This window comes from Endozoicomonas sp. 8E (assembly GCF_032883915.1).
Lineage (GTDB): Bacteria > Pseudomonadota > Gammaproteobacteria > Pseudomonadales > Endozoicomonadaceae > Endozoicomonas_A.
This window is the reverse complement of sequence record NZ_CP120717.1, coordinates 2867616-2891627: the sequence shown is the minus strand read 5'-3', so window position 1 is coordinate 2891627 and position 24012 is coordinate 2867616. Positions and strand designations below refer to the sequence as shown.

Annotated in this window: 2 protein-coding genes (1 of these 2 cut by a window edge); both read left to right on the top strand. The window is 54.8% G+C overall.

All coding sequences use genetic code 11. The features are described from left to right. Positions 1-5713: the 3' portion of a hypothetical protein gene (locus tag P6910_RS09180; RefSeq protein WP_317145972.1), read on the top strand. 4280 nt of this gene lie to the left of the window's left edge; only the last 5713 of its 9993 coding nucleotides appear in the window; the start codon falls outside the window, past its left edge; its stop codon occupies positions 5711-5713. Further along, positions 5677-24012: a calcium-binding protein gene (locus P6910_RS09175; RefSeq protein ID WP_317145971.1), complete on the top strand. Its 18336-nt coding sequence runs from the start codon at positions 5677-5679 to the stop codon at positions 24010-24012. Before P6910_RS09180 ends, P6910_RS09175 begins: the two co-directional genes overlap by 37 nt.

Below are 24012 nucleotides of genomic sequence, written 5' to 3'. Positions count from 1 at the left end.
CGCCCCAGCTGTCTTGCCATCACTTCCTTCTAATAAGGCAGCGCCAAAGTTACCGGCAAATAGCGGATCCAAGTTACCCGGAGGACTGAAAAAAGCCAAAGGAGCAGGCAAAAAAGCTGCTCGTTTTATACCCTTAGCGGGTTTCGGCGTGCAGGCTAGCAGTCTCACCCTGACCGTGATCGAATATGAGACCGAAGAGGACCCGGAAGTCAGGGAACTACTGAAATCCAGAGTGATCTTTGAGTCGGTGGATGCGGCTGTCTCCATCATCTCAGATTTTGCCGGGCCATTCGGGTTCATGATTGACGGGATCATGCACTTTGTCAGAAATATTTTTGATAGCCATTATCAAAGGAAGTTAAACAGGCTGAACTATAAAAAGTTACGGGAAGTCTCGGGTAAGGCGGCACAGGTCTTTGACCCGATGCACGCTCAACTGGATCCCGGAAGTTTCCTGGCCGGCAACCAGACCCTCAATGCTTTGATCAGCGGGGATGACAAGAATCCCCTGATCCTGAACATCAAGTCGATCAATCTGGTGAACCAGACCCTGACCTACGGTGGCGGCTATTCAAACCGGACAACCTTCGTCGCCCGCAGTAATAAAGACTGGGACTCGAAAAAGTGCAAGAATGTGCCCCCTATGGTAAAAATTACCCATAAATGCGCCACCGAAGTCAACCGGATCGACTACTCTTCTGTCCCCTTTAACCTGATCGACGACGCTCTGGCGACCTTATGTAAGAAGGAGTCACGTTTAACCGGGTACCAATGCGAAAACGGCGTGTTCCACAACCTTGGGCAGATGACCGATAAACTCATCATTTTAATGCCTTCCGTACCCGAGTGGGAGGCCAGGCTCCGCTACACGCCCTTTGCCTATGACGAGGAGAAGGACTTTCCGGGGAGTTCTCCAGACAGCAGTTCTCCCGGTGCGCAGCTTCTGGATGCCGTTAGCGATAGCAAGCTGAAACGGTTTTACCGGAAAAAAGTGGCAAGAAAACAGCTCACCAAGCATACGGTAGATGGCTCATCTACCATCTCCTATCTCTATAAATACCTCGGACAAATGCTCACCGGTACGGACGGCCTGAAGTTCCGTCATTCAACCACCAGCCTGTATCTCAATAACAAGAATCACATCGTCTTCTTTCGCGAGGTCGATGATGAATTTTCCAAACTGTTGGATTACGACCTGTACAGCCCCAAAGGAGCCAATAACACCAACGTCCTCATGTCCAACGGTGGCCACCGCATCCGCCTTCACCCACGTGGGTCGGCCTCTACCTGGATGTTGAGCTACGATGGAGAGCTCCCCTATATCTGCATTACTCAGTGGGAAGGCTTGTCGGTACGCTGTTCATCCGAACTGAACCAGAGCGAAAAAACCTGGACCCTTACGCTGGGTGAGACCCGTTTCCAGTTTCCTGCCCCAACGCCAGACGTTTCGTATAGAGTGATGGCCGAGGATGTCAACGGACTGTTTGAGTGGCGGCGGGATGGCAAAGTGATTCATCGTTTGTACGACACTGGAGGACTGAATGACAAGTCGTCAAGGGCATCGAAACTGAACAGAATCATGAGCCGTTACACCAGGAGGGCCAGCCGGTTCCTCCGGCTGGAGCTAAAAGACTGTGACTTTTCACCTCAGATCCGTGCACGCTGTATGGCCGGAGCGCCGGAGCAGTGGCTGAAAATCTGGTTGGCGCCTGAAAAACCGCAGCCGTGGAAGTTGAACAGTGCCTTTGATCCACCACCCATGGGGCCCGATCGGCCCTCGCGGATCGAGCAGAACCCGGCCTGGCTGCAACGCAAGCAGGACTGTGACCGACAGGTCAATGAGTATCTTCAAAAACCCTACCGCTGCTTCCCTGACAAGCTGGGACTGCCCAGGGCGCACTGGGGTCAGTTAGACCGGATCCGGCTCTGGTACGATACCCTTCACGGTGAGGAAATCCGGCTCCTTGCCCTTAGTGATCTGCAACTGGTCCAGGGAAGCCCGGCTACGGGCTACTATTTTTTTGACCGCGACAAAGGCCGGGTATTATTCCAGAGCGCCGGGGCCCTGAACCGGGAAATCAAGCACCTCCATGAACTTGACGCCAGCAAATATGGCACCTGGTTTGGTAACAGTGTATCAAAGACAGTGCGGGTCAAAGATGATTCCCAATTGCTGGTGTTTGATGCCCCTTATTATTACCTGTTGACCGCCAGCCCATCCGGCCAGCTGACTCATCAGGTAATTGCGGCGGAAACCCTGGATGACCAGCTCAGCGTCCCTCCTGCCCCACCAATAACGGCATCCAACACCACGCCATCCAACCAGGGACTGATTCCCTTTCGGGTCGTCGATGACTACGCCAATCGACGGCTACTGAAGACCGGTTTTTATGACGATGACACCCGAACTCATATTGCCTTCCTGAGCAGCCTGCTGGATGGCGAAGCGCCGGACAATACAGACGATGGTAGCCGTTTACGTACGATCAATGAGCCTGTCCGGAGGGCACTGCGCGAAGAGCACTTGCCGGTCCATAAGGTGGTGCGAGGCCAGAGTGTTTATTACATTATGTTCAGCAAGCACTCCGGCAACCTGCATCACTTCAGCACTGACATGGAGCGCCCCGGCAGCGTCCAGCGGCTGAGTTCCGGTTTCCAGTTGATCCGCCCGGCAGGTGAGAACCGGACGGTGGCAGAGATCGCCGGCCAGCACATCTTTACCCGTGTGCAGGCGCACTCCGGCAGCCTCCTGGCCGATACCCTCAGTGGTTACCGGCTGTTGATACCGGACAAGGCCTGGGACAACACCCGGGTGGTCAGCGAAAACCTGTCGCTGGAGTCAGGACCCTTTAAGCACTGGCAGGTCGAAGCCACCGGGCAGATGGTCGCCAAGTCGAACGATACCCTGAGTGTGCACCAGTTCACCCCCCAATCTGGCCTGGTGATGGACAGCCTGAACCTGGGCTGGATAGTCAACCTGGTCTTCACCAGAGTGACCTATGAACATCCCGGCACAACCTGGACCACTGCCAGTGCCGGGCTTTTCATCCGTGCCCTGAAGCAGCGGTTGCGCAGCCGGGTGGAACAGGCCCGGGAGCAGTTCTCGGCCAGGGTGGGACTGGTGCCGCTGAGACCGATCACCGCGATCACTGACCACCCTCTGTTGAACCCTTTCAGGCAACTGGACTTCTGGTACTTCCCGGACGGCGAAACCCTGCTGGCGGCCAACACCCGCGACCGGTTTGAGGTCATGGTGAACGACGACGGCCAGCTGCTCGCCCTGTCGGACACCCGCAAACAGGAAGCTTTCGAGTTTTTCCTCCGGCCTGACCAGGGCGCCAAAGGCCACCCCTTTTGTGGGGAAGCAGACAGCATTCCGCTGACCGGAGTGCCCAGCGTGTTCGATGACCTGATCTCCACTCCCTGCCGTTACACCCTGCCTGGTGTCAGGCTTCGGGGCAGCTACCAGTGGGAACCCGGTGCCCGGGCATGGCGCATCCAGACACCGGAGGCCCAGTACCTGGCCAACCGGCAGCATGTGACCCTGGTGGCTCTCGATTTCAGTTGGATGGGGTCCAGGGAAGCCTCCAACGACCGAATCTTTTTGACCCGGCAGGATTTCAACAGAGCCGTGAGATCCCTGCCAGGGGACATTAAAGTGCGGATCGACGCTGGACTGATCGCCCTCAGGCTGCGCCCTGGCTATGCCCCAACCCAGACAGCCTGGATAGATTACCGGGGCCGGCATTCCAGTCAACAGAGACTGATGTTCGGCCTGCCTGACAGGGAGCACAGTGTTCAGCAACTGATTGGGCACGCCGTGGGGGGCAGTAAAAAGACTTTCTGGTTCCTTCGGTCACCGGCTACAGTCGTTTATAGTCAGGATCAGAAAACGCTGTACCGGATCACCCCCAAGGGTTACCAGTCTCTGGGAACCTTTAACAGGGTCGCTGTGTTGGCTGGGGGCCTGCTGCTGTCAGGAACCCCCGGAGCCGACCAGATCAGCCTGGAAGCGTTGCGGCTGGACACTTACTACCGCGAGCACCAGGTAGCCTTCGTCAAGAACGGTACCCGACAGCGGTTCGGGGTTCTGGTGGAGGGCCAGGGCGGGTCAGACGTGATTGAACTGGATGAGCCCGACTTGTCGTTTTTCGCCAGAATCATTATTCACCCCGGCCTGGCTGAAGAAAACCTTGCTGGAGAAAAAACCGCCGTTGACGACCAGACACAGACTCGCATTGAGCTGAATGCACCGGCCTTCCTCTTCATTGCCGAGCGCCGGGGTCAGGACCTGAGGCTGGTGAACCGGTTTAGCACCGGCGACGCCGAGATCGAGATTCGGGAGGTCTGGGCCAAACAAAACGACCGGCTCCTGCAGCCCACGATACTGGTGTTCAGTGACCTTGAGCTGCCGTTATCCGACCTGGCGGAACGGGTAATGGGCTCTGGCCAGGGGATGGTGTTTCCATTAACGGTGAGCAGCCTTCTTGTCGGGGAGGAGCGCCTTCGATTCATCAAGGCTACAGCCAGCAACCCCCTGTACATCCAACGAGATCAGTCAGTGAAAATCGTCACGCATCAGGCGATGGACGGGATCATGCTGATACTGCAACCCTTGGATACCGCCTATATCAGACGTCATGTGTTTATTACCGGCACAGGGCTGTTTACCGGCACAGGGCAGTGGGGCTGGGAGCCGGGCAGTGTACAGGTGAGCGGGCCAGAACCCCGCAGTGGTTACCATTCATGGTCGTTTATACCTGCCGTTATCAGCTCGTCCACCGTGGGCAACGGGACAGCGAGGCTCTGGGGCAATAGCCGAAATAACGTCTTGTACCTTGGCGCCGATGCCCGACAGTGGTCACTCCAGGGGCGAGGCGGTCATGACCTGCTGCTGCTTGGGGCCTCGGGAAAAACCGCTGCGCGGCCAGAAGTGCTGGCGAGCCTGAACGATCGTTGTGACAACCGAAAACTGAATGCACCCGGTAATAACAGCCTGTGGCAAGCCATCCTGGACTGGACTCGTCCCCTGGCCGGTGGTGTTGGCAATGATGTCTATGACCTGCGGGCTTGCAAACCGGCCCGCACAATAGACAACCATGGCAAGCATTATATCCTTCTTTCGTCCGGATCGAAGGCAGATTTAAGACAGTTGTCTGGTGATAAAAGCACCGCACTATTCTTTACCGACCTGACCGCAGAACAGGTGGCGTTCAGTCGCTGTGACCCGCAGGCGCAGAGCAACCTCACCCGCAGCAACTACTCTCTTCCATCGGAGAGCCAGACCCTCAGGATCATCAATACCGCCACTAACCAGACGCTGGCACTGGTGAAACCGGACGTGCTGGCCAGTCTGTACTTTAAAGGCGGACAGGTCAGCCTGAACCCCATGGCTGTGATCAACAGTAATGAGAGTACCTTAACCGTGGGCGACAGTGACGAGGGAGAGGACGGAGCCCTGGCCTACCTGAACAGTATCATTGTCAGGGGGCAACGGCTGGTTAATTACCTGTGCAGCCTGGTCGCAGGTGAGAAAGGCGACGTTGAAATGGGTTTAGCGGAAACTAAGCGGCCAGTGATGGCAAACCTGAATGATACGGAACTGTACCAGCACTACCAGCGACTGGTTCAGGACCTCAGTGCCCAGATCCGAGCCAGTATTTCACCGAAGGCAAAATGCGTATTGAACAATATCACAGGTTATCAAGCCTGATTGCCCGGTATATTGTTGCAGCAAATCGCCTGGAAGGCATCGACAGCGATTCTGAAACCCTTCGAAAAAACATTCTGCATGACATTGGCGTTGGCGAAATCGCGATATCACTAAAGGATGCAAAACTTCCAACTATCCCTGAAGACACTCGCGGAGGACGGCTCGGTCTTGAAATAGAGCTTGATAGCATAACCGTAGATACTGAATCGAGACAATCGCTTGCGTTTACCAGATATATCGCTGAGAAGCTTTTGAACCCTACCTACCCTGATCTGGTTCTATCTACCGATGACAATGAGGGTCGCTCTATCATTGAAATCATTACCGGGCCCAAACCTCTCTCGGATTATATGGATGAATCCTCAGCTCTATTTCGTGCCACCAATACCTTGGTCAAGGTTTTAGCGAATTTACCCAAGAGTGGTTATACCGTAGACGACATCACTCGAGAGTATAATAACAAGCTACTTGGCAATAATCCCACTGATGATTTAGAAAAATACCGGTTACGCACTAATTCAAAGATGAATCCTGAAGTCTCATTGCCTCCCGAGCTAAAAGGAAAGCCATTACCTTACCATGTTCAGGTGAATATCGGGGTCGATCTTAGCGGGATTGGGGATGTAACATCCTATATTGCCACTCTTATTGCTCCGAGGAGAAGTGATTTATTAAGGCAAGTTTTTCAGTGGAGCCAATATATGGCTTCAGATGTCTCAAAAAGACTGGGTCTGAATTCTGACTTGCTGAAATCCATGTTTACTGCTCATTTATACAAGCAGGCACTGGACAGTTCAACCAGGGAATTTGAAAGAGATAAACAGGGTATTAAAGGCTCACCGGTCACTCAACTTGAAGGATTATTGAAACTGGGTACCGCCGATTTTTTAATGACTGTTATCTCTGATCTGGATGCTGCTCAACTTAAGTCAGCCATCCGGGATTACAGCTGGCAAGCCTTTGCTTCGTTGATGCAGGAAACGGTCAATGAACTGGCCAGAGTGGGATCTGAGACTGAAGGGACTGGCAGACAGTGGACAGCGCCCGAAAAACGACTGCAAGCCAGATTAGAATCGCTGTTTATCAACACCCTGGATTATCGTATCGAACATGGGAGGATGCCTTTACCCCTGAGTAATTACTATGATTGTACCGAATTACCGCAAGGCAAAAACAAAGAACCGAAGTTTGTTTATATCGATGCCCCGGGAACCCTGAGACAACCTGTCACTCGTCATAACAGTGGCGTCGATGGAGTCCGTTACCTCGGCACCCTGGAGGTTCGTGAACCCTGGCCTGCACTCAAAAAGATGGGTTTTGCCCCTCCCAACCCTTCAACGACTGCGGTAATAAAATTCGTTCAGAACCGGAGTTTACTGGGTGCAGATCCGGACATTGACGGGATCTTTTTTATAAGAGCCCGATCCCTGCTCACCTCTGACATCGGAACCAGGGATTACCGGGACTGGGCAAAACAGTCCATCCTCGACCGACTGGGTCAACTCAGCCAGGCAAAGCTGGAGCATGTAACCCGCTCCTTCCTCGACTATCAGGAGGCAGTAAAGGGCTCAGCCGGGCAGGACACACTGGGCCGGTTGCTGCTGACGGCCAACCTCAGGGCAATGACCGGCGGGCGCTCAGAATCATCCTGGGACACCCTGGCGCAGCTGCAAAAAATCGTGTCTGTGGATTTTAACCTTCAGCGAGTGCCCAGCCGGGATCACCAGCTTCCCGCGACAATCACTGACAGCGAGGCCCTGCTTGTCGCCCGCTGGCAGCAGCTGGCAAGGTTCAATCTGCCCGCCAGTCTCTACAGACTTCTGTACTTGTTTTCCGGAGCCGAAGATTTTATTAAAGCGGTTCTTGAGTCGGGAAAGGCAGTTTCCGGGAACGGAATGTCGCTGGGTCGTTTGTGTCGGGAAATAATCATAATCCTTACCTCCGAAAGGTACCTGTATCAGAGTCACCTTGATAGCGGTCCACTGACCCTGACGGTGGGAATAAAAGACGCCTCTTTTGATAACCGTGAGGCTATCGCTATAGGAAAGCTGTTCGCAACGGCCCTGCTAAACCATCCCGAAGTAGCGGCACTCGGTCAGACTCAAAGAGAGTTGCGGGCGATCTGGGGATTATCGGCAATCACGACTGGCCGTAGTTATGGCCTGACCACAGAACTGGTGCTGGCTACTATTCCAAAGCAGAAAGCCCCCCTGTACACACAGTTTTTGAATGGCGTCGGCAGCATCAATCACAACTGGCAGTTTGCTCCCGGGTCGGTCGGGGATTTCGCCCGGGTTCTGTACTGGTTGTCTGCCCAGCATGATCAGCAAAGGCTGAAAGAGGCTTTTGAACGGGTTCGGAACTACCATCGTCAGCACCTCAAAGTATCCCTGGATACTTTTGCCTCGGCTCTGGTGAAGACACACAGGAATCTGCCCGATGAACGGGCGGGTCTGGTTCTGCGTCAGGCTATCGGGAAAGAGGGGTGCACTTATCTGCAACAGGCCCTTACGGACAAGAAAGCATCATTAACTGCCGGACTCAATACGATGATATGGGTCGGGACTATTGACCGGTTTTATGATGACCGTGATTCGTTCGATGACACTACAGCATTTGAGATTGACAGGAAAATATCGGTAAAACTGAGCCGTGCTTACTTTCGTTATGGTGGCACAGAGTATCTTTTATTAGTCGATAGTCTTCAGGACTTCCTGGCAACGCCCCTGGGCAAAGATTACCTGAAGAGAATCGGGAACGATCCCGCAGCTGCATCTCAATATCAGATCCTGACAGTTGATGCCCCGAAAGCCGTTGCCGGAAAGCAGCAAATCGTTGTTTCATTCTCACGTACCGGCAAAAGAGTGGTGATTAACCCCGATGCCGCTGCCAGTCAAAAAACCCGTTTGTCCAGCTTGATTCCAGTGTTTACGGCCCTGGTTAAATCCGGCTATGAACTGAACGGAGGCAGTCAGCCTGCCCCCCTGGATGTTAAAGAAATTGAAAAAAGGGTTCGCCAGCAAATGGGACTGGCTCCCCTGGTGCAACTTGCCAACATAGAGAATCTAACTCCAAAAGAGGACAGTGCATCTGACAGGATCGTCCTTGAAAAGACCTACACCATTGACAAACCAGCCATACCGGAAAGGCTGCTGGCCAGAAGCCCGACAGTCGTCAATGATTCACCTTTATTCACCCTTAAATGGCTGGATACCGACAGTCAACAGGGTCTGCAACTGATAACAGCCCCGCTCTCCCTGGATGAGCTGAGCAGGCACCGGCCTTTGCTGGATGCGGCTTTTCAGGCACTGGATAAAACGATCTCGACCCTGTCTGGCCCGGTTAAAAACCGGGATTTGGTCTGGACCTTTCACGAACAGCTTGCCAACACGGAGACAGTAAAAAGAAACGACACACTGGGCTGGTTAATCTTTGAAAAAATAACTTACACAGTCCACAGGCCCACCGGATCACACACCCTGATGTATCAAAGCCCGATAAAAATCGGTGATACCCCTTTGACTACCCTGAAATGGCTTGGTCCCGGACTCCACCCGGGTCTGCAACTGGTAACGCCGCCCCTTTCCCTGAGTCATCAGACCACCAACAAGGATAAGCTGGAAGCCACTTTTTACGCGGTGGACAAAATTATCTCGACGCAGCCTCAACCGCTCAGTGACCAACGCTTTCACTTAGACTTTGACAGGTATTTTGAATTCCGGCTGCCCCCTTTTGTTGAAGACCCGAAGACAATCTGGCAGACAAAAATCACCGGCAAGGCAGACACCGGAATCATCCTGAGGCTTGCCTCCGAAAACCTGGATAAGACGTTGGCCCCTGCCCTGTTTGCTGTCACTGACGGCCCCGAGGGGGAGCGACTGCTGGCCAGCCTGCAGGCCGCCTCCCGGTTCCTGGACGCTGTTGCCCCGGCTTCAGGCGGTAACGAGGCAACCCATGCCCAGTTAAGGTCGCTGTTTACCCTGTTGTTGTTCCGACTGTCGAGTGACGACCTGACCGGGAAAACCCTGTTTCCGGGGGTAAGGCTGGCAGACTGGGTCCACACCTACCTTTCTGACAGTGCCGTAACCACACTCAGTCACTACATCAACCGTGTTGGCCTGCAACCATTCACTGACGATCTGGCAGCGAAACTCACTGATCTTGCACGACAGCTAGCCGGTACCCCGGACCCGCAAGCGGGTGCCAGGATCAAAGACCTGCTGGGAACGGCCCTGGATTACCGCCTTGCCAACGGGGCCGGACTCTTGCCCGGCACGCTGCCCGACACCTACTCGCTGCCCCTGGCGGATGGCGGAAAATACCGGGCACTCTGGACCGGGCTGATGTCAGAGCACGGCACCACGCGACGGGTCTCCAGGAACGCCGATGGCTATTATCTGCTGGACGCAGCCCTGCCGCTCGAAAGCAGCAGTATGGAGCTGCTGTATCAGTCTGATACCCTGACGCCCCCTCTCAAGCTGGCGTTAAAACCGGACTCGCTGGGCCGTGATCAGGAGGTGACCCGCGCCTTTCTTGAAATGGCAATGTCCGGAGTTGATACAGCCAACTGGCCATGGTTTTCAAGACGCTTCTCCTCATTGCCTGAATTGCGGCGTTTCTTCGTGGTGGAGGCACTGGATCAATATCGTTCGACCAATCCGGAGGCCGATGTCAGGCGGCTGGCCCGTGCCTTTACCAACATCCAGCTCGGCATTATCAATGAGCAGATCATTCAGGGTAATAATCCCGAGACACCGGCGATGTTTCGCATCAAGAGTCTGGAATCGTTCTCAGGCGAGAGCACGCTGACAACCGAAGATGGCAGCAAGGTCCATTTTCATGCTGGCTCGCTGTTGCCGGTAACCCACAAAAAGGTCCCATCACCCGATCCGCAACCGATGCTGCTGATGGGGTCACACAGTAGCCAGTTTCCCGGGTCCTTTCTGGATACGCGCCACAGCAGCAGACTCTACCGGCAAGCCCTGCAGGACGGCCAGCTGGCAGCCAACCGTTTCCGGGATGATGTCGGGCGGCTGATTAAAATTTTCAGCCCGGGACCGGAAAGCTATCGCCAGCGATTGCAACAGCAGCAACCGCTTGACCTGAGTGCGGGGCGACCTGTCCACTGGCGGTTAAACCCCCACATTCACCTGCAGGAATCCCGCTTGCAGGTCGGGGATACGGTGGTCATCGTTGAGCTTGGAATGAAGGAAAACCCTCCGCTGACCCTCGAGTCCTTTGACACAGTCGTCGACCGCTTCTATGCCCTGGCTCTGGCCAAGAGTGTAGAGGCTGTTGATGCTGCCCTGTTCCAGTCTGGCTGGCCAAAGGAGGCCGGGCAACTGGCGCGACTGGGCGACGCCATTGGTTTTGACTCTGCCCAGCAATGGGTTTCCCTGCCTGCGCTGCGGAATCGGGCCAATACCCTCTATTCCCTTCTGGCAGACAACAAACGGGAGGCCATTGAAGGTCAGTTTGGCCCACCCGCCAGTCAGGAAGACTTTAGACAAGCGATGATCCGGCTGTTCTTCCGGGAATCTGAATTACTCTCATTGAGCTTTGACAGGGTCTCCGACTACATTCAGACGCACCGGGATGACCCGGATATTGAAACCTTTGCCAGGGCACTGCACGAGTTTGATCAGAAACTGTCGAACGATGACAGGGACCTGTTCAGAGCGACGCTCACTCATCAGCAGGTCGAATTACTGAAGGATGTTCTGACTCAACAGGCTCCTCACCATTGGGAACTGATTAACTTCATAGGCACACTTAAGACAACGGTCAACTCGCAAGCCCCGGTAACCGATGCCGCCGGGTATGGTCCATCGCCCTACCGGCTGGTTCACTCTGAAAGCGGGCTGAAGGTTGTCGTCATCAAAGGCCCGGATGCGTCAGGCCAGAAACGCTGCCGACGAGGGGTCGGCGGGTGCGGTACTCGCCTGCTACTAGCGGGAAATCTGGCAGATCGCCCCCTTTTGGACATTGACAAAAAGGACATCAGTAACACCGATACCGGCAAACCTTATTACCCAGTTGAGTTCCTTACTTACAAAGGTGAGCTGCACAAGGTGCTTAGCCGTTCAGATAGCGATATCACAGCCACTCCTCTGGGCGATGAAGTTTCGCTCCATGACAGTATCCACGATAGCGACGGTTCCCGATTTGAGCGTGTCATTCCGGCCACGGGGGTCACTACCACGTCCGTGGCCGTCAGGCGTTCCAGCGGCGAGGTTTATCAGCTGAGTTCAAAAGATGACGATCACTACCGCGCAATCCGCCTGCAAACCAGCGACAGACTCTTAGCCGCCTACGACAGCAGCGGGAAAACCTTGATCCCGGTGCTGGAAAAAAACGACCATGGACAGACAGTTTATGGCTTGAAACTGGACAACGCCGCGTCAGATACAAACGGGCTGTTCAAACTCAACCCGGCGGAACCGCTGGAAGATCAGCTGGCCGCCGCCCGCCGGGAAAATCACCGGCTGTCAGCCGACAGTTCCGAGCTACGGACGTTGACGGGCACGGATGACAGGATCGCCGTGATCCTTACTGCCGACTATCGCCCCGGTCAGTCACTGGCGAACCAGGCCGAACGGCTGCTGTCGGAACTGAGAGTCTTTATTGCCAGCTCCGCAGGGCAGCGTCTAGTCAACGCCCTGGGGTTCCCAGACAGCTTCATCAAACCTGCCAGTATGACTGAGCTGGACACTAAGCTGCTGTCCGGTATGAAGCCCCCCAACCCTCTGAGGCTGGTGATCCGACTCGACAAACAGGCTCTCGCTGACCGGGTGATACCCTATCGCCCCGGAGGCAGCGGGGACACGAGTGGCAACCGGCTCGTGGTGTTGCAGGTTGATCCGGCGGTACTGGCCGGACAGCGCCATTCCACCAGTAATTACCTGGGGGCACTGGCCTCTGTCCTGAAGGATTTCTGTCGGGCAGCACTGGCCAGTACTGACCAGGCGAACTCACCAGCCATCGCCATGACCTGGTTGCAGGGGAAAAAAATCACCGGTACCCGGACGCTGCTGCAACTGGAAAACCAGCTTCGGAAACAGTTCGACCTGCTGACCGTCCAGACCAAAGCCTCTGCCCCCGCGCCTGTTCAGGTGGTCACTGCAGCAGGCGGGATAACGACCGTGAAAACCGGCCAGCAGGTCCGGATTGCCTATAAAGCCATTGCCGAGCCGCTGTCCGGATTTGACCAGCTGGTAGGGGACAGGGAAACCCGTCTGCTGTTTCAGCGGGTTCAGTATTTTTGCAACCAACGGGTTGACCAGTTACCCGACGCTGGTCGTTCGAGACTGGGAAACCTCCGCTCACTATTGACCCAGGTGACCTGGAGTGCGCTGGTCAGCGAGGGTATGGTGACTTCGCAGCTTGCACTTCTGGCTGATCCGGCGGATGTGGTCATGGCCATACTCGACGCTAAGGAGCTGAAAGCACTGGCCGGAATCGACGATCTTGCCGGGCACCTTGAGGATGTACTGAGCGATGCCCTGAAAGACCGACGGGGCAGCACCCTCACGGCGACCAAACGACAGTCGTTGTTGACCTGGTTAAGTCGTGCAGAGTCTGTACTGACGGACGCAAAGGCGGTGCGCGATCAATGGACCGGCCCCGGACAGCTTCCTCTCGGTGAGGATTCCTACGACAATGTACCGGTCACCGCCGGGAGCCGGAAAAACCTTGCCCTGACCAGCACCGGGCGGCAAAAGGTAAGCCAACTGGGTGACCAGCATCTCATTGCCATTGAAAGCCGGAACGGCCCCCTGTCCGCTCCGGCAGGGGATGAACTGACCGGTTTGCTGGCGCTGTTGAGGCAGGAGTCGCCTGACAACCCGCAGGTTGTGGCTGCATTGCGGACTCAGCTTCAGTGGGTCCCTACCTCCGACTCGGATTATTACCGGGATGCGATCGAGCGAACACTGTCGCCTTTGTCCCGACCCCAGGCCAACAACCTGGACGACACCCTTGTTGATTTGTTTAAAAAGTCATCCCTGACCGGCGCTGAGCCGCTACTGGCGGAGTATTTTTTTAACAGGCGGCTTAACAGGCGGCTTAAGGATCTGAAAACCACAGACCCGGCCAGGTTGCGAACCAATGCCCTGCGGGCCAATGAATGGCTTGATCTCCTGCAAAAAAATCCGCCATTGCCGCCAGGACCCGGCTGGGAGCCCCCGGCTTTCACCCTCGATACCGGGCTGGGCCGTCACCAGGCCAAGGTTCAGACCACAGACGGGCAAAAGACGTTCACGCTGGGTCGCCGGGATGACCTGGCTTTTTCCGACCAGGGTCCCGGTTACGCCCTGATCCACAGCGAAGATCACCGCAAGGTCTTTCGCGTCGAGCTTCCAGATCGCTGGCCAGACCGTCTTTTGCAGATCAGGCTGGTTGTTCATATAGAGCCTTATCGCAGGCTGGAACGGAAGGGTCGTATTGGCAGAGAGCAATTACAGAACGACATTCAGCTGATTGCCCGGGGGATGGGTGAGTCACGTCTATCGAACCTTCTTCAGGCGCTGGTGCAACCCGTCAGAGACGCGGGCATTGCCAATGATGGCCCTTTTAAAATAAGAATCAGCCCCCGGCCTGACTGGCCGTTGGTGGACAGCCGTGTCAAGGTGAATGAGGAAAACAGTGCCCAGGTCCTGTTATTGCTGGGCACAAAGGACAAGAACAGGCCGTTCATTTTCCGGGAAACCCTGATGGACCTGGTGGGGGCCAGTCTGTTAAAGGCTCTTGAGGGCGATGATGAATCGCTGTCAGCCATGCGCCAGCAGGTGCGGCAGCAGTTCGGGATCAGCACCGGGACAGTGCCTGACCATGAGCCGCGCCCTCTGGGACTGACCCGTCAATACGCACTGACCCCGGTGGCTGACAATCCTTCAGGCACAAGCCTCTACCGGCAACTGGTCGAAGGCTATCATAACCTGCTGTTAGCTGAAGGTACTGAAGCCGATTACCGCCGGGCAGTGGCGTATTTGGAGCTTCATGATAAAGCCAGAATTCAGGCAATAAAGGACAGCCTTTCTAAAGGAGAAATTAAAGTCAGTGACAGTGAGCGCACTCTTTTCAACAAGGTCGTCAATGATAAACAATCCTCAGCGCCCCTGATTCCAGATCCCGACGTTGATAATAACATCGCCTCCTATAGCCCCCTGCCCTCCACCTCTAAGTTGGTCGACGCCGATTACCAGGCCTTCTGGACTGTCGGCTCCGGTATGGAATCCCTGCTCGACCCTAACCTGCTCGGGTTAAGTCGGGCGGCAGCGGCAAACTTCCTGTCCTATCGGGCAAAGGTGATTTACGAAGATTACGGGCTAAGGCTCGTTATCAGCGATTACCTGAAGTCGCTGGTGGTTCATTTTATCTACTGGAAGATGGATCAGGTTCTGGGGAGCAACGGGCAGCCAGCCAGCCAGATACATCTGGGAGTGACCGATGCGGTAACGGCCATATTGCCTGACAGCGATATCAAAGTTATCAACAATCTTAATTTGCCTCCCATTGGATCGGGGGCATCCATGGTCGCCGCATTGGAAAAAGCCTGCGCTTTTGTTGCCCGGGGGCTGGGCTGGGAGCGTTTTGACACTGGCCTGCTGGCCAATATGAATGAAGATGTGCACACCGTATTCCAGAAGGCGGTAAAACTGCGACAGCAGGTCGGAAGGTCGTTCCAGTTGCCTGTTCACCCGCAGCAGGACGTCCAGAGGTCTGTGCAGGCTTTACCGTGGCAGCCTGAGACCATTGAAACCATCGCCAGCAGTCCCCGACATGGGGTGATGGCAGACGGTGACAGGCGCTATCTGAAAATCACCCCGGCGGGCCCGGGCAATCCTTTCCCGCTCATGTCCCCCCAGTCACAGGATGGCCTGAAGAGGCTGTTGCGCCAGCCCCTGAAACCGGGTGAAAACGCTGCAACCACTGAGGCTTACCTGTCACAGCTGGCACGCCATTATGAGACTTTCAGGGAACTGAAAGACATTGACATGACTGGCCAGGTCAATGCCGTTATTGACAAGATGGACGATGTCACCCGCCAGCGGTTTGCAGACAGTTTTCTACACTATGCCCGGCAGTCAGCCATCCCGGCAGGTCTGGCCGAAACCATCGCCGGGAAGTTACTTGTAGCAGAGATCAGCGCGCTGGGTTCCCTGCCTGAAAAGATCTCTACCGGGCTTTATCAGCGGCTTAATGGACTGCTGAACCTGACCGGGAAAAGGACGTTTTCACTGACCTCTGGCAACCTGACGATGCGGGTGCTGACCGACCCTTCAATCACCGCCGATGCCTCCTACCTGATGCCAGCGCAACGCACGCTGGTGCTGGGCAATGGCGCTGCTGACAGTCCGCTGACCGCCGCGGCAGCACTGGCTCTGCTGCAAGCCGTCCAGGCACAGAAACCGGAGGATCAGACAAAAACATTCCTGGCCCTGCAACAGAAGCGGATCAAATTGCCAGAGGGCATGGACAAGCTGTCGCCTGAGTCGTTGGTCAGCGAGTTCACGGTTAAAGAGGGCAAGCTGACGCTTTCCGGGCTGGTGGAACGTCTGACCAGCTTTATCGGGATGGCCCACAGGCTGAACCGGGAGGGCTCCTCTGAATCCCGCCTTCTGGCCGGGGAGATTCGCCAGAATGTGGCCGACAGCCTGACAGCACTCAGGAGCGATATTGATTTTGGCCAGATGGCCGGCATCGTTGATATGACCGAATCTCATTTCCGGCAGGCCCTGCAGAAACTGGACAAGGCGGGTTTGCCAGCCGGTCAGGCAACACGGCTGCCCGATGCAGACTGCGTGCTGTGCAACGGCTCCGGACCGGTCAGGACGGCGATGGACCTGATGGACCGGATCAGCGGGCACCTGGATGCCATTGAGGTCAGTGATCGTTTCAACCATATCAGGCAGACTGCCGGTGACAAGGGGTTACTGGCAGACGCCTTCCTGCTGCTGGAACAAGGGCGTTTTGCAGCGGTGGCCACCGAGGATATTCAGGACAGCCCGGTGTTTCGCAAGAAGTTCCTTGATCTATTCCGGCAAACACTGACAGAGCAGCAGGGGCTGACGCCAGAGCAGGTGATTGACCGTGTTGTCAGTTCGCTCAATGACTCGGGCTACAGTGCTGACGATACCCGGTATGTAAAAGAGCAGCTGCTTAAAAACCAGGCGTTCATGGAGGGCTTGAAGACCCGCAAAGATCATCCCGGAGGGAGTGGCTTTGATGCCAACGGTCCGGGGGGCGGGTCGAAGAAGCGGCCCGGAAAAGTTACCCGCATGCTCGATAAGCTGGACAGAAGCAAAACATACGGGCGTATCAAAGTCGGTGTTGGCGCGGGGCAATCCATTGTAGGGCTTGCCAGTGGTATCCAGGCCATTGAGAATCTGAAGAAATACGGCCACATACTGCCTGATGAAACCCGGAACCTGGCCTATGCCGGGGCCGGCCTGGAGATTGGCAACTCTGTCTATGGCCTGGCGATGACCAGCCACTGGCTGGTGAGCAGTGGCAAGCGTCTGATCAAGGGGAGCGATGCCGCAGGCTCTGGTCTCAAGACCTTGAAGACCACCACCAGGGCGGCAAAAGCCTCAAGGGTCGTGACCAGGATGGTGCCGGTGGGAGGCAGTTTCATTGGTATTGCAGGTGCCGTTGTTTCCATCACCTCTAATGAGATGTCCGCCAGAGATGCAAGAGCGTCTGGCAACGATGCCCAGGCGACTTATTACGAAATGATGATCGCCCTGGATGCGATTTCGATTGCCCTGGATCTTGTCGGCATGGTGCTGGACTTTTTTCCACCGTTTGGTGTGATTGCCGACCTGGTCGGCCAGCTGCTCACTGTCATACAGACCGTTATCGCGGCATTCATGCCGCCCAACAATGCCCGGCAGGAGTTCGACGCAATAGTGCAAGGCGATGGCTTTGCACGATACATGGACAACATGGCGAAAGACTTCGAGAAAAAAGGGTTTTCAAGGTTTGAGTACCATACCGATGCCACGGAGTTTCTTCACCAGAGCCAGTATGAGGATAACCTGGAAGAATTGTCGGTAACCCAAAAAAGATCACTGGCTGGTACCACAAAAGGCCTTGCCTTTACCGACCGGGTCAACCGGCGCCGTACAAAGATGGGGTCGAACCTGGAAGATTACATGCGTGGCGAGAAAGGCTACAAGATATTTTATGGTTTGGGTGGCGATGACACCCTGATCATCGACGAGGGGGAGCTGTACGGCGGGTCAGGCAATGACCGGTTGACGCTTGAGAAAGGCCTGGCGGAAGGGGGCGACGGCAACGATGTTATCCGGATCATAAAATCAGGGACGGCGTTTGGGGACTCTGGTGATGACGATATCTGGATTGGTGAGTCAGGGGTAGCTTATGGGGGCAGAGGTAACGACATCCTCCGTTTGCCATATAACGACGGGCTCGGCTACGGCGGACCGGGTAGAGACACCATTATCAACGGCAGGATTCAGTACGGAGGTCCCGATGATGACTATCTTATAGACGACCTTGGCTACATAAAGCAGTTTGGTGGTTCAGGAAATGACCGGCTTGAACCGGGTTTGGGCAAGGGGATTCTTTATGGGGGACCTGGCAATGACACCCTGATTTTGCCAAGCGAGATCAAGATTCCTTACTTAAGGCACTCTCTATTCTACTCCATAAAACCGAAAACGCATTACTATCGCCTTAACTGGACGAAATCTGACACATTATTCGAGGTTAACCTGCAAACCTGGCACTGGGGTAACCTTTTTCCTGAATATCTGAAAAAACATGGAGTTAACCGCGACGCGCCGGATGGTAAGGAAATAGGGGATGAATCATCCCTTTCAGGCCGCTTCGGCCTCGATGGCTATCAGTCCGGTTTTTCTGCTAACCCGCGAGATGGCATGGAACAAAACCTGCGCCCGGGCAGAATGTACATTGCCGAACTGTCATCGATAAAAGCGGATTACCATCGTGCCACCCGAGATAAACAATTACCCTCCGAATATTTGCTGACGGGGTATGACGCAAAGCGTACAAAAGTAGAACGAATTTCTGATCACTACGGCCTTCAGACTTACTTTTACGTTGGCAGAGTCAAGTCCAAACACGTCCATTACGAGCATGAAAAAATAAACATTGGCCCTACAAAACTGGGTCATATGTATATTTCGGAACGGGGTGCTTACCTGTTGCAAACCCATGGGGATCTTTACTATTTCAGCAAGACCGGACTGAGAGAGCGCGGAGAAAGGCCCAGGCCCAATGACCCCAGCATCTTTTACGCGACGGTGATACAGCTGCTGGCAACCGGAGGGTCGATTGCCAATGTTGAAAATGTAGTAGGGTCGACGCAAGGTGTATCCGTGACAGGGACGGCCCAGCCCAACAATATTTACCTGTGGGGTGGTAAAAATGAGGTTCATACCGGGGGCGGCAATGACTTTGTCAGTGCCAGCAATGGCAACGGGACTAACTGGATAGCCCTGGGCCCGGGTAATGATCAGGCGCTGCTGGGTAATGGTTTGAACCGGGTGCATGGAGGTCCCGGCACGGACACCGTTTCTTACCTTGGCAGAAAAAAAGGTCTTAAGCTGGATCTCGCCAACCGGTTTAAGTCGGAGGGGGAGCAGCTGATAGAGGTAGAGGTCATCCAGGGGTCCCCTGGCAATGACGTACTCTGGGGAGACCACGGTAATAACCTTTTCATTGTCACCAACGGTACCAATACCGTGGATCTGAGGGGTGGCAACGACACGGTGGTGGCCATCGGCGGAAGCACTTCTATCCGGTTACGCAGCGGTTTTAACACAGTGGTGCTGGGTGACGGTAAGGTTCAGGGTAGCCACGAGGTTTACACGGGCACTCACACAGACACCATCATGCTGCGTCCTGGCAGCCATCTAGGTCACCACCGAATTCACGTCCATAAATGTCAGGTGCCCCCGACCGGGAAATGGCCAGTGCTGGTCATTCGCTGGGGATTTTTTGATCACGGGTGCAGCGACCATCAGATAGCCAGCCTGACGATCAATCCCTTTGACGAGAGCCTGAACCTGGCTGTTGACCCTTCAATGCCACATAAGCATATGAAGCTTGATTTTCACACTCCCGGTTTATCCGGCCTTGAGGTACATGCCAATACCAGTATTTACTGGGAGGAAGTGACGGGCAAAAATGCTTCCCTGTCAATGACTGAGACCCTGACCAGCCTGAGGAACACCACCCTCTGGGGTTTTGTTCGTTTAGACAAAGCCAATTGCTGGGTCAGAAAGCGAGTGGATGACTATCGCTTTTCTACAGAGGCGATGTTGGCATTATTAAACCGTTACCCGGAAAAACCTTTAGGTGAATTTCCCCGGCAGCAATGGCGTAAAAAGACCAGGCTGCAGCGCCTTGCCAATGAGGGGGAAAAACTGGGCGCTGGTCTGCATCGGATTGGCAGCCAGGAAAGTCATCATATCAATCTGGTGATTGAGTTTGGTTTCGTCTCTGGCCGTTGTACCCCACAGAATGGTTCTCTACGCAAACTGACCCTGGGGCTTGGCCAACAGCAGCTGCTTTTTGAAGGTGCAGCTCCCTCCATTAAGAAGCATGGTGTGAGCCTTCTAAGGCCAAGGCACACACTGGGTTTAAAACTGGTTAAAACCCATGCGGACGGTCGCAGGAAACAACAGGGCCGCCAGACATCATTGGCCATGAAACAGATGTCAAAATGGACTGAGTCGGAGCAATGGAGCGACCTGTTCCCCGGCCAGCCAATGGCGAAAACCCTGGCCATGCTGGAGCTGAATTATGGTTTTGATACTTATTTTCGTGACCAATGCCGTGCCTCTCCCTCATACAACAGTTCTCTGATTTTGCCGGCGGTTCATCTTGACTTGTCTTCAGACTCATACTCTGGCATCCCCATCATACTGGGTAGTCCGGGTAATGATCAGCTGACGGGCAACCCGTCTACGGATAACGTATTAATTGGCATGGGAGGTCATGATCGTTTAAAGGATATGGGAGGCAATAACCAGTTTATTGTCGGCATGGGCAATACGACCGTTATTGCCGGGAAGGAGGGATACAATCAGTTAGTACACGACGAGCGTCTTTCTGTTATTTACGGTACCCGGCTTCTGCAGAAACGCTCCAGAAGTCTTGGCGTCAAGGTTATCACCTCAACCTATCAACTGGATGGGATAGACGTCAATGTGACGGAAGGGATCGCCCAGACCCGATGGCAGAATACCGATGGAACCGGCCACTGGCGTTATCACCAGACAGTATTCAGTGGGATCGACCAGATGGCGGGGACTTCGGGAAATGATACCTACTTTGGCTCCAATGGTACGGATATTTTCAGCACCGGAGGTGGTTTCGACAAGGTGGACATGGGGGATGGAGATGACCGGCTCATCGTCAATGCGCCCTGGCAGAGAGGCACCTCCCTGGACGGAGGAAGTGGTGCCAATACGCTGCTCTTTAACTTGCCCGTCAGCCGTGCTGTGACTGTCGGCCTGAAAAATAGTTTAACGGTCCGGAACTTTATCCTGGAGGACACCGGGAAGGGAAGCATCAACTTTTTCGGTGATGATAAAGATAACGTTTATATGTCCAGAGGTTCGCTGCGCAGGTTTCATGGCAGAGGGGGTGATGACACCCTTTTACTTCTGAAGCTGCCGACGCCCTTCCATTTTAACGGTGGTCCGGGTAAAGACACGCTGGACTTGAGCCGGGCAATCCTTGCCCCGGAATTTGTCCGGCTCCACCTGTCTGTGGTGCCAGGCTCAGTGAGGCGCTCTTGCCCTGCAAAGGATTCGCGGCCCTGTTCTGAGGAGATAAACATCCAGGCTCGTCTGTTTTATACGCTCAGGCGACCGGGATCGAGGAGCATCCGTAACACATGGTCGTTAAGTGTCAGCAACTTTGAGGTTTTCAAAGGCCCCGATAGCAGCGATATCTTCAGCATTCCGGCCCTCGCTGGGCTTGCCGTCGATGGCGGAGGGGGTGATGATATTTTCAGGATTTCCTCTCCCCGCATCAAGGGCAACAGCTCAATCACCACCACGGTTGGGGGGGCTGGATACAACCGACATTATGGCAGCCCGAAAGCTGACCGAATGGTGGCGAACCTGGGGCCTGACCTGCTTTCTGGCGACCTGGGGCCGGATATTTACGTTATTTACCCGCAGGCCAATGGCACCCAAATCGTTGACCGGGACAACGGGAATACCCTGGTATTGCACGGGGTGCAGCCTGAAAAGCTGGAATGGCGACTGACCGGAAATTATACCCGTCTGGATGTGAACGACGCCGGACACTTATTTTTCAGCATCCATTTACAGCACGTTCCCCATTGTGAGCGCAAGGATGGCAGCCTGGTCACCGGGCACTTTATCAACAGTCTGGAACGGCATATCTGGCGCCTGACAACGATTGCTCCGGGCAACAACGGAACCAGGCTGCTTAGCGGCAAAAAACTTCGAAATTACTATTACTCCAGGTTGACGGTTGATAAACGACTGGATGGCACTTACCGGCTTGGCAATATCACAGCACCGGTACATGGCGGGCCAGGTGATGACGTGTTCTTCATCTCGGGTACTGTCAAGCCGGGGGCCGGGCTGTTCGGCGATTCGGGCAATGATATTTTCCACCTCAAAAGCAGCGGTGCCAGTGTCCACCCCGGCTCCGGCAATAACCTTGTCAGTCTGGAGCTGGAGAATTCAAAGGAGAATGGCAGGGAAAATAGCGCCGTGAAACTGTTCTTTGCCCCCTCTTCGTTTAACCGTATTCGAATGGCTGGTGTCAGCCTTGCGGATGTGCAGGCAGCAAGCTGGCGTTCGCTGGAGCAGCGCAATGCCACTGACAGCAGTGACCAGGAGCAGGTTCCTTGTCCAGCCGGTTTGTCACGCCTGATGCCGCCTCCGGTCACCGGCGGCCGTTTTTTTCTGGCAGCCTGGATTCGCCGGGGCCTGCCTCTCGGCTGGGGAACACGGGCCGGGAGTACGCTGGTTCATTTTGCTGATGCTGGCGGCTCTGATGCCATCAGCCTGAGCCTGAAATCCGGGGGACTGGAAATCAGGCTAACGGAGGGTTTCAGGGTCTTTCACAGAAGGGTCAGGCAATTTTTCAGCTCCCCACGTCAGCACCTGGCCATGACAATAAATGACAGTGGTTTTCTAACCATCTACCGGAATGGCCAGATTGCTTTGGCAACCCAGGCCTTCAAGCCAATCAGAAAAATTCGGGCGCTGAACTGTTATGCCGTTGAGAAACTGGTCATCAGTCAGCATCTCCCCTCGCCTGACGGCATAAAAATGATGGCATCCGGTGTCAAACATCTGGTGAGGATAGGCACTTGGCGGCACCCTTACCTCGTCTATGCCAATGATTGGCCAGACAGCCTGGAGCTGGATGACGGGATTCTGGATGACAGGCAGTTCATCGGTCAACGGCTGGAGTCTGGCTATTCACTGTTACAGAAAAAAATCCTCCGACATCAGTACCTGATAGATAAAGAGAGCGTCACTTACTACTTTTCTGGCGATGACTTCTCTAACTCTGACCAATGGGTTCTGGCAAACGCCACGGGCACGGCTGACCAGCTCGAAATTAATACCCATGACTGCCAGACATTGCAATATCAAAAGTCGGGCAGGGATCTTATTCTGACTGTCTTGCCGAATGATAGCCTGCTGAAAAACAGCGAAAATAGCCCTGAGCCTGACTCCACCCAGAGCCTTCGAGTAGAGAATTTTTTCAGCAGGGAAGGCGAGACCGTTGAACGCCTGATCGTCAATAACCGGGTGCTCAGCATGGGCGAGGTGCTTGCGCAAGTGAGTATGACGTTCACCACCGAAGCACCGGATAACTCAACCCGGGGGCAAGAGCCCGGGACTTCTGTACCGCAGGCACAGTGGCCTTCAGAAAACGCCCGACCACGCGGCAGGCGCTCACTGAATGAGAGCGGCGCATTGGCCGCCAGTGACAGTGATAGTGGAGACGACGGTGCCCTGACCTTTCTGAACAAGATCATTCGCAGAGGGCAACAGCTGATGAAATACCTGTGTAGTCTGGCCGGAGGTGAGAAAGACGACGTTAACACGGGTGAAGAAGACAGTGGGCAACCAGTATTGGCGATCCTGAATGACACAGAACTGAACCAACACTACCAGCGTCTGGCTCAGGAGATCAACGCCCTGAAGGGCAATCGCAGTGGCGAGAGCCTGTCGTATGTGCCGCCGGAAAGCGGTAGAACAATGCAGAACCTGACAACGCCGAAAACATTAGCGACGATGGGCAATTAA